Below are 15,553 nucleotides of genomic sequence, written 5' to 3'. Positions count from 1 at the left end.
TAGGAATCGTATTTGATTTTTGAAATTATCTACGTGGGCGGGGAGTGGGGAGTGGGGAGTAGGGAGTAGGGAATTAGGCTTTTCGATCTGTACCGAGCTTTTTCAGAAATTAAATATTAGTCCTATATGAATTGCGAGTATATGCCTAGTTTTATCAAATATGAGGCACAAGAACCCCGACTTTTCAAAAAAATCGGGGTTCTGGGTATCTGATTGAGCAATGTTCCCTCTACAAAATCTAGAATAAGATGAGGTTTACTAATTATTTGGCAATGGAAGTTTTAAAACTTACAACTAAAATCGATGAATCAGGATATTTAAATCTTAATATCCCAACGCAGTTAGCGGCGGTTGAAGTGAACATTGTAGTTGTTTTGAATCCAGTTTCGTCAGAGGAAAAGCAGCAACCTAGTTATGATTTCTCTGATTTGGTGGGGCGATTAACTTGGCAAGGAGATGCGGTAGCAATGCAGAGGAATCTACGCGATGAGTGGTAATCGCTACGTCTTGGATACGAATGCGATAGTAGCTCTGCTTCAAGGAAATTCTTAGCTTATTCAATTACTCCAAGATGCTGATTGGATTGGAGTTTCAGTTATTAGCCAAATTGAATTTATCGCGTTTTCTGGGCTGAGTCAAGAGGATCGTCAGCTTTTTGAGCAGTTTTTGCAACGAGTTGAGGTTGTCAATTTAGTGGCGAGTGATGCTGTTTTGATTAAGAAAATCATTGAAATTCGCCAGCAATATCGGTTGAAACTACCAGATGCAATTATTGCAGCAATGGCGATCCAAAATTCAGCAAGTTTGGTGACTGCCGATCAAGAGTTTGCGAAGGTAACAATTTTAACAGTAATTAATTGGTAGCCTCCTGAGTCAGCAGTCAAGCCTAATTGAGATGATCTTACCGTGGGAAAGCGATGCCTAAGGCGAGCTTCTCTACGAGACGCTCCGCGAAAGCTGCACTAAGATTACCCTCCAATTGCTGGCTTTTGTTAATTCTTTTTTACATCACGAGCCATATTGAGGAAGTAGTCGTCAATTTTGGCATTAGAACGACGGGGGGTAGTGGCGGAAATTTTAGGAGTGTTATCCTGATTCGTTTCAATTGGCTCTTTTGCAGAAGTTTGCTTTATACCTTGCGTCTGATCAGATTCCAAGAAATAACCAGACTTAGTAAATCCGAACAGGTTGGCAAAAAAACCAAATAAATTTCCCAAAAAATTAGAAACACTTTGGAATAAAACACCAAACAAGCCTTGAAGACGAAGGAACAAGTTCCGAACAGTTTGAGTTAGACGAAACATAACAGCACCCTCTATGATTGCCTATTATTATTGTGACTTAATTCCAATAGCAGGAATGGTGCTATGCAAAAAATCTACCAGGCGTAGGCGTGAGAGCAGCGAAAATATATTACAGGTTACATTGAAACATTTATCGAAAGCGGCGGGAAACTCCAGAGAGCAAGTGGCGTGGAGTTTTTTGTACTTGGCACTACTAACCTTATAACTGCGTCAACTATCTTGCAGCTAAATTACTGTATCAGTTTTCCTGATGCAGCAATTTAACGTTGATATGGAATGAAATTAGGACTTACGCACGCTCTACGAATTCTTGGCGTTCTTGGCGTCTTGGCGGTTCGATAAATTAAGCTTTTGGGCGATTTTTGCGTAAGTCCTAGAAATATAACCAATTAACCTCATTTAGTAAGCAGAAGTAATGACAACTCAGTTCTGGGAAAAAAGCATAAAAATTAATACTACTCTAACTAACTTACTATTTAAGCCTGTGCGTAGAGGCTTACTCCTATGTCGTAGCAAGCTTCGTAAAGCGTCTGGTAGAGTTGCAGCTAGTCCCCTTCATCAAGGTTGGTGGCTTTTAAGGAAGCGTCTGCTGCCATTATTATGTCTAATATCATTTCTTGCGGTATTGCTACTCAACAGCTTTGCCCCTGCTGTTGCCCAACTACCTCCTCAACCTCGTCAGGAAATTCGGGGGGTGTGGCTGAGTGGTAACGATTTTAGCGTTTTCCGAAATCGCTCGCAGGTGCTTGCAACCATGAGCCAACTGCGGCAGTTAAACTTTAACACTGTTTATCCAGTAGTATGGAACGATGGCTATACATATTACCCCAGCGCCATCATGCAAAAAATGGGTATTCCTTTCTTCTTCAAGGGAACAGATGGACAAGATGTAATTGCAGACATAATCAGCCAAGCCCGCAGAGAAGGCTTACTAGCAATACCTTGGTTTGAATTTGGTTTCATGGTTCCCCTAACTTCGGAACTCGCATCTGAGCATCCAGATTGGCTAACACAAAAGTCGGATGAGACTCAAACTTCAATTAGTGCTGCGGGTGAAGTAGCGTGGTTAAATCCGTTTCACCCGGAGGTGCAAAAGTTTATCACCGAACTCGTGATGGAAGTCATTACTCAATACGATGCTGATGGCGTTCAATTTGACGACCATACGAGTTTACCTGTAGATTTTGGTTACGATAAATACACAATTAATCTATATACTCAAGAAACTGGCAATCCTCCCCCACCCAATCCCCAAGCTCAAGCATGGATAAAATGGCGGGCAGATAAAATCACTACATTCATGGTAGACCTCCAGCAAACTGTGAAAGCTAGAAAACCGAATGCTATTTTCTCAGTTGCTCCTAATTATTATGATTTCGCCTACAAGCTGCAACTGCAAGACTGGCTCAACTGGGTACGGTTGGGTATTGTCGATGAGTTGGTTATGCAAGTGTACCGTAATGATTTAGAAAGTTTTATCGCTCAAATTAACCGCCCAGAAATTTTAGAAACAAAACAAGTCATCCCAACTGGTATCGGTATTATGGCGGGGTTACGAAATCGCCCAGTTTCCATGCCACAAATCCAATCCCAGGTGCAAGCAGCACAACAACGCGGTTTAGGTATCGGCTTTTTCTACTACGAAAGCCTTTGGGATATCGCGCCTGAACCAGCAGCGCAACGACAGTCAGCATTTGCGGCTCTTTACCCAAACCCAGCGTTGCGCGATATCTCCCAAAATACACCCCGCAAGCCAACTTTTGATACCATATCCCTACCTTTATACACAAAACCTTCCCTCGGTCAACGTGTTCGCGGCTATTTTTTGGAAATGGCGATCGCAGGTGGTCAACCAAGGCGTATCTTATTAGATACAGGGTCAGCAGGGCTGCGAGTTCCCAAAGAGTTTTTAGGTAATGCCCCTATCCGCAGAACAGGCCAAAATATCAAGGAGGTATTAAATGATGGTACTATCCTGGAGGGAGAATTAGTTTATACTAATATCCGGTTTGGTTTGCTTCCCGCCGCAGAACCCGTTCCGGTACAGATTGTTACTAGTCGCCAATGTACTGCCCAAAAGCCTAATTGTTCAGCAAAGAGTGGTGTACCATTTTCTGGTATTATCGGTGTAAACTATTTTGAAAAGTCACTTCTCTATAATCCGTTGAGAAAATTACCAGGCAATCTGAGTAACGGATTTATAGTCATTGGAAATGGTGATAGTAACAAGAATGGCAGTTTAATCCTCGGTTTAACTGCTGATAATCAAGCAGGTTTCAAAATGGCTCCTTGGAGTCAACAAAGCGAAATAAATGGTGTACCTGGTAACATATGGGACTCTCGACTGAGTAAAGTTTGTTTAACTCTTGCTGGGAGTTCTGCTAAAAATTCTTGTAATGGCACAACAATCGCTGATACTGGAACTATTAATGGTTTGACTCAATTCAAGTCAGCTTCCACAGCAGGTAAACTCAAACCAGGAGTGTTACGTTCAGCAAATGCTCTAAAAATAGCAATTAATGGCATTTTTGATTATAGTGTGACACCAGGAACCCGCGACGGATTTAATCGCTGGAATTTGAGTATCTCGCCACAAGCAGAACTTCCTATATTTGTAAATACTGGCATCGCATTTTTTGATAAATACGATGTACTTTTTGACCAAGTTAATGGAAGACAAGGTTTTCGCAATCGGCGGTAAAAGGTAAGTCAACCCCTTCCCTACGGGACGCTGCGCGAACGGGGAAGTCAAAAGTCAAAAGTCACGCATTCAAAAGTCAAGATTTGCTCCCTCAGAACTAATGTGATACAGACCACTAGTGGTCTATCGCATTGATTTTGATTTACGAAGCAAAGTTGGCTTGATGGGCTACAAGAGAGAGGTTTAAACAGCTTATTATAATTTCTGCCCTGCGTAAATCGATCGCACTTCGCCGTTACGGCGGATAACAGCTTCACCATTACTCACATCTACTAATGTCCAACCGCTTGAGCCGATACTTTCACCCATATTGATGTGGCGAGTCACGCCATCAATTTTAAACAAAGCGGCAGATTTATTGCCTAACTCTAGTAATCCTTCTAAGGTATTACTAGGAGCATCTGCGATCGCAACTGCCGGATATACTTGTTCCTGGGTAATAGTTGGTTCTGATGGGGCAAGTGCTTCACGTAATGGAACTACTGGTAATGCAGGCAGAGGGCTGGGTGTTTGCCGCACGATAATCGGTGCAGTTTTCGCAGCTACAGGTTTAAGTTCGGCTCTTACAGCCGCAGCTAACATGTTGACAGTTACAGGCTTGGCAGCTTGTCGCACCGTATTCAGGGCATTTTTCACAACATTCGGTTGAGATTCCTGTAACGCACTGGCAACTTGTGGTAAAAGTGTGGGAGTCTCAGGAATGACCGGCAGTGCGTAGCGCATGGGCGACGGCGCTTGATAAACGGGAACGTAGATGCGCTCAACAACCTTTCCAGAACGGTTTGGGGCTGGTGGTGTATTGTTAGCTAGAAGTGGAAGTGGTGGTAGATTAGCAGTTGTTTGCCTGTTACCAAGGGCTATTTGGTTAGTATTTGCCTGAGTAGAGAATCCTGGGCTGGCAGATTTTTGATTGCTTTTTACTTCTTGCTTATCTATAACTGCCAGCGCTTGCAGCATGTAGTCAACCAAATCTGCCTCAATTTCTACTTTTGTTGGCAACTGTGACTGCGGTTGCGGCATTAGAACAGCTGGCTGGGTCAAGTTGGGATTTAAAAGATATACGACTCCAGACTGTACTAGGTAGATAGTACCAGCGATCGCCACGCCTAAAGTTGTTCCCACCATCAGCAGTTTGCCCAAATTCTGACTACTTTTGGGACGCTTTCTACTAGCTCTTTTTATGGTAGCGGTGTCAAATACAACGGTACTCAAGTGTTTGTGGTTATCTTGAGCAACTGACTGCACTGGTTGGTTCAGTGTGTTCGGTAAGATAATCTGCGGCATCGTCATAACAGTTTGCACCACGTTTTCTGGAGGCGACTGGCGTTGAGGTTGGGGAGAAACCCCAGCAACAGACTGGTTCGATTTCTTCTGCCTACTGTGCCTAACGGTTTGAGAAAGCAGATTACTACTAACATCCAGAATGGAGTCGATATCGGCAAAGAGTTCATCCATTAGACCATCAGCATAGTTTTCTATCGACCAAGGCTCGTTGGCGATTAAGTCTTCTGATGGTTCCGGTACTATGAGACGGGTGCTGGCTTCTTGTAACATAGACTTTCTATCTTTGTTGCTAGGACGAGGAAACGCCGCGCCTACTGCCTGGGAATTAGGATTACAGATAAAATATCCAATCTGCCGTCTGATTGAGACGAGTTGGTTGAGCGTTGGTATTAAAGTCAACTTTAATCTGGAGATTGTTGATGATGCCATTACTAATATTTATGTCATCTATCATACCAATCTCCCTCCCTACTACTATACTCAGTCTTTATCAAGTTTGTGTGAAGCTAACGCTGGAAACTCCGACTGGCTCTTGGTTCTACGCAATTCTAAATATAATAATAAAGCGTTAACATCGGCTGGGTTTACACCACCTATACGTGCAGCTTGACCAAGAGTGAGTGGTTTTACGTGAGTTAGCTTTTCCCGTGCCTCTTTGGAAAGAGTATCAATTGTTGTATAATCTAAATCCGCAGGTAACTGGCGATGCGCTTGGCGGGCAATTTGGTCAATCTGATTTTGTTGCCTAGCGAGATAGCCAGAATACTTGATGTCAATTTCTGCGCCTTCTTTCTGGGCGCGGTTGAGGTTGGGGTTTCCTAGTCCGAACCTGTCGAGGTCAACGTAATGGAATCCTGGACGCCGCAGCAAGTCATTGAGGGTAATTGAACCTTTGATTAATTGCTGGGTATTAGATGCGATCGCTATTCCTATTTCATCATGTTCTTTGACTCGTATGGCTTGCAATCTTTGCTTTTCTGTGGTAATATTGGCTTGCTTTTGGGTAAATAGATCCCATCGGCGATCGTCAATTAAACCGATTTCCCGTCCCAAGGGTGTCAAGCGTTGGTCGGCATTGTCAGAACGCAATATCAATCGGTACTCAGACCTACTGGTAAGCATGCGGTAAGGTTCCCGCAGGTCTTTTGTACACAAGTCATCAACTAGCGTTCCAATGTAACTTTGCTCGCGGGCAAAGACAATCATTTCTTGAGAACGAACAAATCGAGCGGCGTTAATTCCCGCCACAAGCCCTTGGGCAGCAGCTTCTTCATAACCTGTAGTGCCGTTAATCTGCCCAGCACAAAACAGTCCGGCAATCTTCTTAGTCATCAGTGTGGGGTAACACTGAGTTGCAGGTAAATAGTCATATTCCACAGCATACGCTGGACGAAGCATCACACATTTTTCTAAACCGGGGAGAGTCCGCAACATTTGCAGTTGCAAATTTTCTGGCAACCCTGTGGAAAACCCTTGGATATAAAGTTCGGGTATATCCCGTCCTTCTGGTTCAATAAAGATTTGATGGCTTTCCTTATCGGCAAAGCGCACAATTTTATCTTCAATACTGGGACAATAACGCGGCCCTTTCGCTTCCACCCAACCGCCATAAACTGGCGACAGGTGCAAATTTTCCTGAATTAGGCGATGGGTTTCGGCAGTTGTGCGGGTGATGTAGCAAGGCATCTGTTCCCGTTCTACCCACGCATCCGGGTCAAAGCTAAACCAGCGTACATCTTCATCCCCTGGCTGGATGAGCATTTTACTATAATTTACCGATCGCTTGTCTACCCGGGCTGGAGTTCCAGTTTTGAGTCTTCCGGTTTCAAATCCCAGGCGATTTAGGGTTTGTGTCAATCCTTCAGCCGCAAACTCCCCTGCACGTCCGGCTGGCATTGATTTGTTACCAACCCAAATTTTCCCTCCGAGGAAGGTGCCAGTTGTCAAGATCACTGCTTTACATTGGAACCCTACACCAAAATAAGTTTCAACGCCGATAACTTCACCGTTAGCACCCAGTACCAAATCTGTTGCCATACTTTCACGGATTGTCAAGTTTTCTTGGTTCTCGACAATATTCTTCATCACTGCTGCATATTCGCGCTTGTCTGTCTGGGCGCGTAATGCCCAAACAGCAGGCCCCCGTGAAGAGTTGAGGATACGTTTTTGTAGGTAGGTGCGGTCTGCTACTTTACCAATTTCCCCGCCGAGTGCATCTACCTCATGAGTCAACTGAGATTTGGCCGGGCCACCCACTGCTGGGTTACAAGGTTGCCAAGCGATTTTATCCAAGTTGAGCGTCAATAGCAGGGTACGACAACCGAGGCGTGCAGAGGCGAGAGCTGCTTCGCAACCGGAGTGACCTGCACCGACGACTATGACATCAAAAGCGTCTTGGAATTCAACGGAATTGTGCATGGTCATACTTACAGGATCAGCAAGCTGAGAGTTCTTTTCAATTTTAACTGTTCCAGTGGTTTCATGGATGTATCTTTATGATAAAAAAGTTATCAAATTTACTAGTACTTAATTAAAGACAAGTTTCCATTTTTAAACTTGAGTACTCAGCAAAAAACATAATATTTTTGAAATTTTATGGCAACGTTTTGGGTTGTTAATTACAACTATTGTTCACATATTTAGTCATTAATTAACACCAATTGAAAAGTTTTACTGGTATATATTAGATATTGCTGGTAATTTGGATGAAACTATAGTTCAAAACCGAAAAATAATTAATTTGTATTTTTAACTGAGCAATAAGAAATATTTGCTAAAACCTTGTGAATTTTATTCTTGAATCAACTCAGCAATTATTTAGAAATGAAACTTACCCTCCAAAAGAAAAATATTACTATAATTATTAGAAAGGCAACTTTCATCAGTATAGTTATTTTGATAATTTTTATACTAGTAGCTAGTAATGAGATTACCCACCATAAAGTTGCTATAACCGCCCAACCATTAAACGGATGCTTGAGTACTGATTCGTTATCTTGTACAGATCCCTATAAAAAGACAACATCAGAACCATTTATTCCCGATTTAAAATTAAATGCTAAACAGCGTTTTTTATCTGCGATCGCTAGAAAATTACTCACAGTTCCCCAGCCTGGTACTTATGAATATATTTTGCTGCGAACCTATGGCGCAGTCTTTGTAAATCAAGATGTCGGGATTAAACTACCGCAAAAAAATATCTTTGCTAATGAACAAGAAACCCGAGAGTTTCAAGATACTTTAACAATGGATCATGTTAATGACACTAACGACTGTTACTTACAAAAATCGGCGGCTGATGCTTTAAATAAAGCGCGAATACAACAACGGATACCGCTAAAATCTGGTTATGGTTCTAGTGATTGTACTCGCACTTTCAACACTAATTTAAAATTTTGGCACAAATATGCTAACAATCAAGTTTTGGCAAAAGTTCAACAGGGCAAAGAAACAAAAATTCTCGGTGTGGTTGCACCTCCTGGAACTTCACAACATCTCTGGGGATTAGCAATTGATTTACGTGTAAGTAGCAAAGAACAAAGAAAAGCTCTTAATCAAAATGGTTGGTTTCAAACTGTACAAAATGATGTTCCACATTGGACTTATGTGGGTTTAACTGAAGATAATTTACCTCTGTTTGGTTTTAACAAACAAGTTGTCCAGGGCATTACCTATTGGATTACGCCACTTTAATTATTAATATTATTTAGCACACAAATAGACGTGCTTATTAGATTTTTCATGCGATAAATCGGATTGCTATCTAATATCAAGTCCGGATAATTAGTTATGATTCCCACAGTCATTACACCTCACCCCCAACCCCTCCCCGCTCTTCGGGAGGGGAGACGAAGCGTAGCTTTGGGGGGGTGGGGTTCTTAGGATTTAGTAAGCAATCAAACGGACATGATATAACTCCCTGCACTCATACATAAGCATCAAGTTTTTATAAGTAATTGAATAGATTGAATAAATTTAAAAATAAAAATCCAGTTAGTCTCTACAAAAATTATAGGTAGTTTAGCAAATAAAACTTTTTTTATCTTCTTTAGCTCCGTTCTTCAACTCTTGTAAAACTACTTTTACAAGAGTTGAACAAAGAGTATCCTAACGACTGTTATTCATTAACAATCGTAAAGCCTTCATAATCAATGGCTCCAGGCGTAGGAGTTGGTAAATTAACGTTACCAAGTAAGCGGGCGGTTGCAAAGCCAGCACCATTAGAACCGGTAGCACTACCTAAACCTAGACCTGATGCAGCAAGTTCATCTTGGTAGCCTGTGATCTCATAGACAGCACCATTTTCCAGCAAAGTGAACAATCTTTGAGATCCGCTGTTAGTAAATGCCAATCCAGAATCTAAGTCCAGATTCAGAGCTTGCCCTGAAGGAGTTCTCAAAGTAATCGGTGCAGATAGCTCACCAGTGAGCAAATCTACTTTGTAAAGCTGGTTCCCATCTCCATCACCACTGGTGAAATCACTAGCAAGAGCGCGAGTTCTACCAGGATTGAGATTGTCGATAGCTAATCCATCGGCATGTTTTCCAGGGTTGGTAGGTTGAGTTCCTTGTCTTTGTGCAGCAGTAGTAGGTGCGCCAAAGCCGTCTACAAGGCTAATAGTTCTAGGGTTAGCTGTAGTAATTTTATAAAGAGAGCTTCCTACTGGCGTCTCAGCATCCCCTGAAATGTTGTATAGAACAATTGGTTGACCAGCTACTGAATAGTCACGTCCAAAGTCAGCACCTGAGTCAAACCCAAAACGACGTAGGTCGGATGGTGTAGGTCTTGGTGACACACTAGCTGGAGCAAAAGGCACATCTACATTATTAACGACAACAGCAGGACCAGGTATTGTATTAGGACCACGCGCTTCGTTAACCGCACTTGCCCTTCCGGTAGCGGGGTTAGTTCCCAAACCTTCTAGTTCTGCGTTATTAATATTCGCAGCAGTGATTTCGCCTACTTTTTGGGGAGTAGTAGCAAGGGGGCTTATGGGGAAGCGATAAACTGCGAATTGTTCTCCAGCTTGGCTAGGATTGATATCCTGATCTCCAATGGTATAGCCGTAAAGAACCATGAGAATTTTCTCCTTGTTGAAACCTGTTAAACTTTTGGGAACATTCCAAATATGCAGCATTCCAAATGTGCAAATTGCTATCTGGCTAAAAGTCTTTAACGACACAAACAAAGCTAACTTCCCCAAACTAAGATTTAAAGTTAGTCTACGTTATTTTACTTTGCTTATATAGCCTATAAGCTTGCAAAATTGAAATACTACTAAAACTTAGACTCGAAACAGGCTAAGACAACTTAACTCAATACTGTTCTAGTTACTATTTGCTCAATGAACAAAGAGAAAAGAGTCTTTGATTTGCCGATTCAAAGTCAAATTTTAAGGTTAAAAACTGTATTTGGAATCATCTTAATAAGACTATATTTTAGTAATATTAAGAAAAGCTTTTCTAATTGTTAAGATTTGATGATATTTAGTTAAGTTTTAGTAGCTACTGATTGTTTTCCCTGGCTGATGCAAGCATAACTCGACTGTTTTAATAGCTATTAAACGATTGAATCTTCGCAGGCGATCGCTATTGCCCTGTTCACTTCAAAGTACCTTTAACAAAAAGAATTAAAAAAGGGTTAGAGGATAGAATAAATTTCAAAAGAAAATACAGTTAATCTCTACAAAAAGTACAGGTAGTTTAGCAAATAAAACTTTTTTTATCTTTAGCTCCGTTCTTCAACTCTTATAAAAGTAGTTTTACAAGAGTTGAAGAAAGAGTATCCTAACGACTGTTATTCATTAACAATCGTAAAGCCTTCATAATCAATGGCTCCACTTACAGCACTTGGTAAATTAACGTTACCAAGTAAGGTGGCGGTTGCAAAGCCATCGCCAGGAGGTCTGGTGGGACTACCTATACCTGTTGCATTAAGTTCATCTTGGTAGCCTGTGATCTCATACACAGCACCATTTTCCAGCAAAGCCAACAATCTTTGAGATCCGCTGTTAGTAAATGCCAATCCAGAATCTTCGTTGACATTCAGAGGTTGCCCTGAAGGAGTTCTCAAAGCAATCGGTGCAGATAGCTGACCAGTGAGCAGATCAACTTTATAAAGCTGGTTCCCATCTCCATCACTAGTCCTGAAATCGCTAGCAAAAGCACGAGTAGAACCAGGATTGAGATTGTCGATAGCTAATCCATCGGCAAATTGAGAGTTGGTAGGTTGAGTTCCTTGTCTTTGTGCAGCAGTAGTAGCTGGGCCAAAGGCGTCTACAAGGCTAATAGTTCCAGGATTAGCTGTGGTAATTCTATAAAGAGAGCTACCTACTACCCCATTATTGGTATCACCATTCCCTGAAATGTTGTATAGAGCACTACTATTAAAGTCAGCACCTGAGTCAAACCCAAAACGACGTAGGTCAGATGGTGTAGGTGTTGGTGACGCACTAGCTGGAGCAAAAGGCTGATCTACATTATTAACCCGAATAACAGGACCAGCTGTTGTAGAATCAGAGGCACGTGCTTCGTTAATCGCACTTACCCTTCCGGTAATGGGGTTAGTTCCCAAACCTTCTAGGTCTGCGTTAGGAATATTCGCAGCAGTGATTTCGCCTACTTTTTGGGGAGTAGTAGCAAGGGGGCTTATGGGGAAGCGGTAAACTGCGAATTGTTCTCCACCTTGGCTAGGATTGATATCCGCATCTCCAATGGTATAGCCGTAAAGAACCATGAGAATTTTCTCCTTAATTCAAACTGTTAAACTTTTGGGAACATTCCAAATATGCAGCATTCCAAATGTGCAAATTGCTATTTGGCTAAAAGTCTTTAACGACACAAACAAAGCTAACCTTTGCAGGCTAAAAGTTAAAACTAGTTTGCATTACTTTAACTTTGCTTATATAGCCTATAAGCTTGCACAACTGAAACACTACTAAAACTTAGACTCGAAACAGGCTAAGACAACTTAACTCAATAGTGTTATAGTTACTATTTGCTCAATGAACAAAGAGAAAAGAGTCTTTGATTTGCCGATTCAAAGTCAAATTTTAAGGTTAAAAACTGTATTTGGAATCATCTTATTAACACTATATTTGAGTAATGTTAAGATTTCATGATATCTCGGTTAAAGTTTAGTAGCTACTGATTATTTTTACTCACTTATGTAAGCATCACTCGACTGTTTTAAGAGCTATTAAACGATTTAATCTTCGCAGGCGATCGCTATTGGCATAAGGACTTACGCATTGACAATAAATACCCAATAAGGATGATTTAAAAGACCACATCTGTCTTAGGGCTAATTTATTAATTACCCCTAAAGTGCGGGTGTATTTACTATCAAAAAATGCTCAATAAAAGCCTGAAAAAACCTATTTTGGTAAATTCATACCATGATTAATTTCTACAGTGCGTAAGTCTTAGTCCTGTTGACTTGAAAGTACCTTTAACAAAAAGAATAAAAAAAGGTTAAAGCGCAAAGGTAAAAAGAAAATCTCATCTCTTTTCCTTTGCCCTTTAACCTGATTCTGCAAAAACTTTAATGGCTTTTGTGGAGGACTAAATCAGACTTTTGCTAGGGCGTAAACAAACGCACAGCGCCAAGCCGGAGACGTTTCCGTTGCTTTGGGCTTTTTGTCAGACATCGCAACCTAAATGCAATCAAATTTTTCCTCTGGTTTTATACCAATTCTTTGTGAGGGTGCATAGCGTTTTGCAACTACATGAGGTATACCCCTCCCCAACCCTCCCCTTTTTAAGGGGAGGGTGCGCGATAGCGCGGGTGGGGTATTGTTGTACCTCACCAAGTTGAAATCAGCTGTATTTACCCCCCAAGGCATCGGCGGGACTACAGGGGTATCTTGTTATGTGCATCTTTATATATATTGGTTTTAGCAAATTTCTAACTGCACAGTTATTTTTACCCTGCTGCATTAGTATGTCAAAATAAAAATACCCGATACATCAAGGTGAGCGATCGCTCCAAAAGCTAGATTAAAGGATTGACCTGAGCAATGGCAGACCCAACCAATCACAATCAAGCGGGAGAAGTAGCTCCCAGCACAGTTGACAAACAAGCTCCCAGTGTGGCTGAAGAACACGCTCCTAGTACAGACTCACCCGAAGCCACAGACCTTCCTAGTGCTAACACGCCAGATCCTAAAGCTGCAAACCCCGAAGATAATCCTAATGCTGCTAAACCAGCTGCTGCATCACCCAAGCGAGAAAAACCGGCAGCCGCAACAGGAGAAAAACCCGCAGCTAAAGCCGCCAAAAAGGAAAAAGCCCCATCTGTTGAAGATAAGCCATTTGTAGAGTTCATTGAGCAAGATTACTTGCCAGCTTTACAAAAAGCGATCGCTCAACAAGGCGTGAAAGATTTACAGGTGTCTTTTGCCAAGCAGAAAGTGCCAATCACTGGCTTTGAATCCGCCGAAGAATGCTGGCAAATTATCGGCAGTTGGAAAGAAACAGGTCTGCGTCAGTTTAACCTGTATTTCCCAGAAGAAGATATTCAAGGGAAAAAGGGATTTTCCTGTAATGAAGGCAAAAAACCTAGCACTCTTGAGTCATTCTTAATCGATGAGCGCAAAATTACCCTTGATTTGTTGGTATATGGCTTAGTTCAGCGCTTAGGCGGTCAAAAGTGGTTAGGTATAAATTAGTCATTGGTCATTGGTCATTGGTCATTAGTCATTGTTTTTTTTTACAAAAGACAAAGGACAAATGACAAAGGACAATTTAAAGTTCATGGAAATGGTAGATAACGGCTCCAGTATTGGGGTCGTTATCAATTCTGACATAATCTGATTTGTACATTTCATTGAGAGTAGCTTCCACTTCAGCAAAGCTAGCTCCCGTAAACTTTACGCCTTGAGTGACAGTTAAAATACCACCTTTGCTTTCTGCCGCTTCGATTGGCGGAAAATTACTGAGATAGCAGTGCTTTGAGAATATAAGAAGTACGTGCTACTCTACTTGATCGTAACAGTGCTGATTGCTGAACTACGTTTATTTGACTACTAATCGGCGATTTTTGGTTCCAGAAATATTGAATGATTGTTGCAACTCTTAATCTTTTGCTTACAAATTTCTAACCCGTACCTTGGTAGACTGAACTTTATACAATTGGATTATTGTGGGCTGTTACGCATTAACAGAACATTACCCTTGGCTTTCTGGTAAGGCAGTCCGGTCTTGGGGGTTTTCCATGAGGAACTGCCGACCCCAAAGGGTCTACTTAAGATAATAAAGATGAAAGAGCAATCAAGACATGGTAGATTCCATTAAAAAACCAGGCTTTGAAGAAATCCGGCCAGGGATTAAAGTCCCGGCAAAAGAAACCCTGTTAACACCTCGGTTTTATACTACCGATTTTGATGAAATGGCGCGGATGGATATCTCCGTCAATGAAGACGAGTTAAAAGCCATTCTCGAAGAGTTCCGCACTGACTACAACCGCCATCACTTTGTTCGGGATGCCGAGTTTGAACAATCCTGGGATCATATTGACGGGGAAACTCGCCGATTGTTCGTTGAGTTTCTAGAACGCTCGTGTACGGCAGAGTTTTCCGGCTTTTTACTGTATAAAGAACTTGGTCGTCGCTTAAAAGGCAAAAGCCCCGTCTTGGCAGAGTGTTTTAACCTGATGTCACGGGATGAAGCACGTCACGCTGGCTTTTTGAACAAAGCTTTGTCGGACTTTAATCTGTCCCTAGATTTAGGATTTTTGACTAAGAGTCGCAGTTATACCTTCTTTAAACCGAAATTCATCTTCTACGCTACTTATCTTTCCGAGAAGATCGGTTATTGGCGCTACATCACCATTTATCGCCATTTAGAAGCACATCCCGAAGACCGGGTTTATCCAATCTTCCGGTTCTTTGAGAACTGGTGTCAAGATGAAAACCGTCACGGCGATTTCTTTGATGCGATTATGAAATCCCAGCCGCAAATATTGAATGATTGGAAAGCACGGCTGTGGAGTCGGTTCTTCCTGTTGTCGGTGTTTGCGACAATGTATCTTAATGACATCCAACGCAAGGACTTTTATGCCACCCTTGGATTGGATGCGCGAGAATACGACATCCATGTAATTAAGAAGACTAACGAAAATGCAGGTCGAGTGTTCCCCCTGATGCTGGATGTAGAGAATCCAGAGTTTTATCAACGGTTGGATATTTGTATAAGCAATACGAAAAGTTGGGTGCGATCGCTAACTCCAGCACTCCCAAATTCCTGCAAATCTTCCAAAAACTGCC

The 15,553-nt window shown here is 41.8% G+C and carries 11 protein-coding genes and 1 pseudogene; 6 read left to right on the top strand and 6 right to left on the bottom strand.

What is annotated here, in order from left to right:
• Window positions 1–248: 248 nt before the first annotated feature.
• Entirely contained in the window at window positions 249–497 is a 249-nt protein-coding gene (locus LC574_RS03815; protein WP_306422077.1) for a hypothetical protein, read from the top strand.
• A 58-nt stretch (window positions 498–555) separates the two neighbouring features.
• Window positions 556–864 carry a PIN domain-containing protein gene (locus LC574_RS03810; protein WP_368736667.1) on the top strand — a complete coding sequence of 103 codons (309 nt, stop codon included), beginning with the start codon at window positions 556–558 and terminating at the stop codon, window positions 862–864.
• A gap of 128 nt (window positions 865–992) precedes the next feature.
• Here the strand turns inward: LC574_RS03810 and LC574_RS03805 are convergent, their stop codons facing one another.
• Window positions 993–1,304 (bottom strand): threonine dehydratase, encoded by a 312-nt coding sequence (locus tag LC574_RS03805; protein ID WP_229451565.1) that lies wholly within the window; start codon window positions 1,302–1,304, stop codon window positions 993–995.
• A gap of 415 nt (window positions 1,305–1,719) precedes the next feature.
• Here LC574_RS03805 and LC574_RS03800 point away from each other — a divergent pair, with 415 nt between their 5' ends.
• Window positions 1,720–4,005 carry a glycoside hydrolase family 10 protein gene (locus LC574_RS03800; RefSeq protein ID WP_229451564.1) on the top strand — a complete coding sequence of 762 codons (2,286 nt, stop codon included), beginning with the start codon at window positions 1,720–1,722 and terminating at the stop codon, window positions 4,003–4,005.
• 195 nt (window positions 4,006–4,200) lie between these two features.
• Here the strand turns inward: LC574_RS03800 and LC574_RS03795 are convergent, their stop codons facing one another.
• The 3 genes from LC574_RS03795 to mnmG all read right to left on the bottom strand — a co-directional run bounded on the left by LC574_RS03795 (window position 4,201) and on the right by mnmG (window position 7,713).
• A complete protein-coding gene (locus tag LC574_RS03795; protein ID WP_229451563.1) occupies window positions 4,201–5,559 on the bottom strand; it encodes a hypothetical protein in 1,359 nt (452 codons plus the stop codon).
• Between the two features lie 61 nt (window positions 5,560–5,620).
• Window positions 5,621–5,743 carry a hypothetical protein gene (locus LC574_RS37745; protein WP_267871396.1) on the bottom strand — a complete coding sequence of 41 codons (123 nt, stop codon included), beginning with the start codon at window positions 5,741–5,743 and terminating at the stop codon, window positions 5,621–5,623.
• Window positions 5,744–5,769: 26 nt separating this feature from the next.
• Window positions 5,770–7,713, bottom strand: a complete 1,944-nt coding sequence (mnmG, locus tag LC574_RS03790) for a tRNA uridine-5-carboxymethylaminomethyl(34) synthesis enzyme MnmG (protein WP_229451562.1) — start codon at window positions 7,711–7,713, stop codon at window positions 5,770–5,772.
• 399 nt (window positions 7,714–8,112) lie between these two features.
• On the opposite strand from mnmG, the gene LC574_RS03785 reads away from it, so the two are divergent.
• Window positions 8,113–8,982, top strand: coding sequence for a D-alanyl-D-alanine carboxypeptidase family protein (locus tag LC574_RS03785; protein ID WP_229451561.1), 870 nt, complete (start codon window positions 8,113–8,115; stop codon window positions 8,980–8,982).
• A gap of 424 nt (window positions 8,983–9,406) precedes the next feature.
• Here LC574_RS03785 and LC574_RS03780 read toward each other — a convergent pair whose 3' ends face one another.
• Together LC574_RS03780 and LC574_RS03775 are read right to left on the bottom strand one after the other, a co-directional pair.
• Window positions 9,407–10,366 (bottom strand): hypothetical protein, encoded by a 960-nt coding sequence (locus LC574_RS03780; protein ID WP_229451566.1) that lies wholly within the window; start codon window positions 10,364–10,366, stop codon window positions 9,407–9,409.
• Between the two features lie 719 nt (window positions 10,367–11,085).
• Complete coding sequence (locus LC574_RS03775) at window positions 11,086–12,024, bottom strand: hypothetical protein (protein WP_229451560.1); 939 nt, start codon at window positions 12,022–12,024, stop codon at window positions 11,086–11,088.
• A 1,282-nt stretch (window positions 12,025–13,306) separates the two neighbouring features.
• Between LC574_RS03775 and LC574_RS03770 the strand changes: the two genes are divergently transcribed.
• Window positions 13,307–13,957 (top strand): DUF2996 domain-containing protein, encoded by a 651-nt coding sequence (locus LC574_RS03770; RefSeq protein ID WP_229451559.1) that lies wholly within the window; start codon window positions 13,307–13,309, stop codon window positions 13,955–13,957.
• Window positions 13,958–14,565: 608 nt separating this feature from the next.
• Window positions 14,566–15,553, top strand: a pseudogene (gene acsF, locus LC574_RS03765) (magnesium-protoporphyrin IX monomethyl ester (oxidative) cyclase); the annotation flags it as partial.

It is taken from the genome of Nostoc sp. CHAB 5715 (assembly GCF_020829685.1).
Taxonomy (GTDB): Bacteria; Cyanobacteriota; Cyanobacteriia; order Cyanobacteriales; family Nostocaceae; genus Nostoc.
This window is presented reverse-complemented; position numbering and strand designations above follow the sequence as displayed.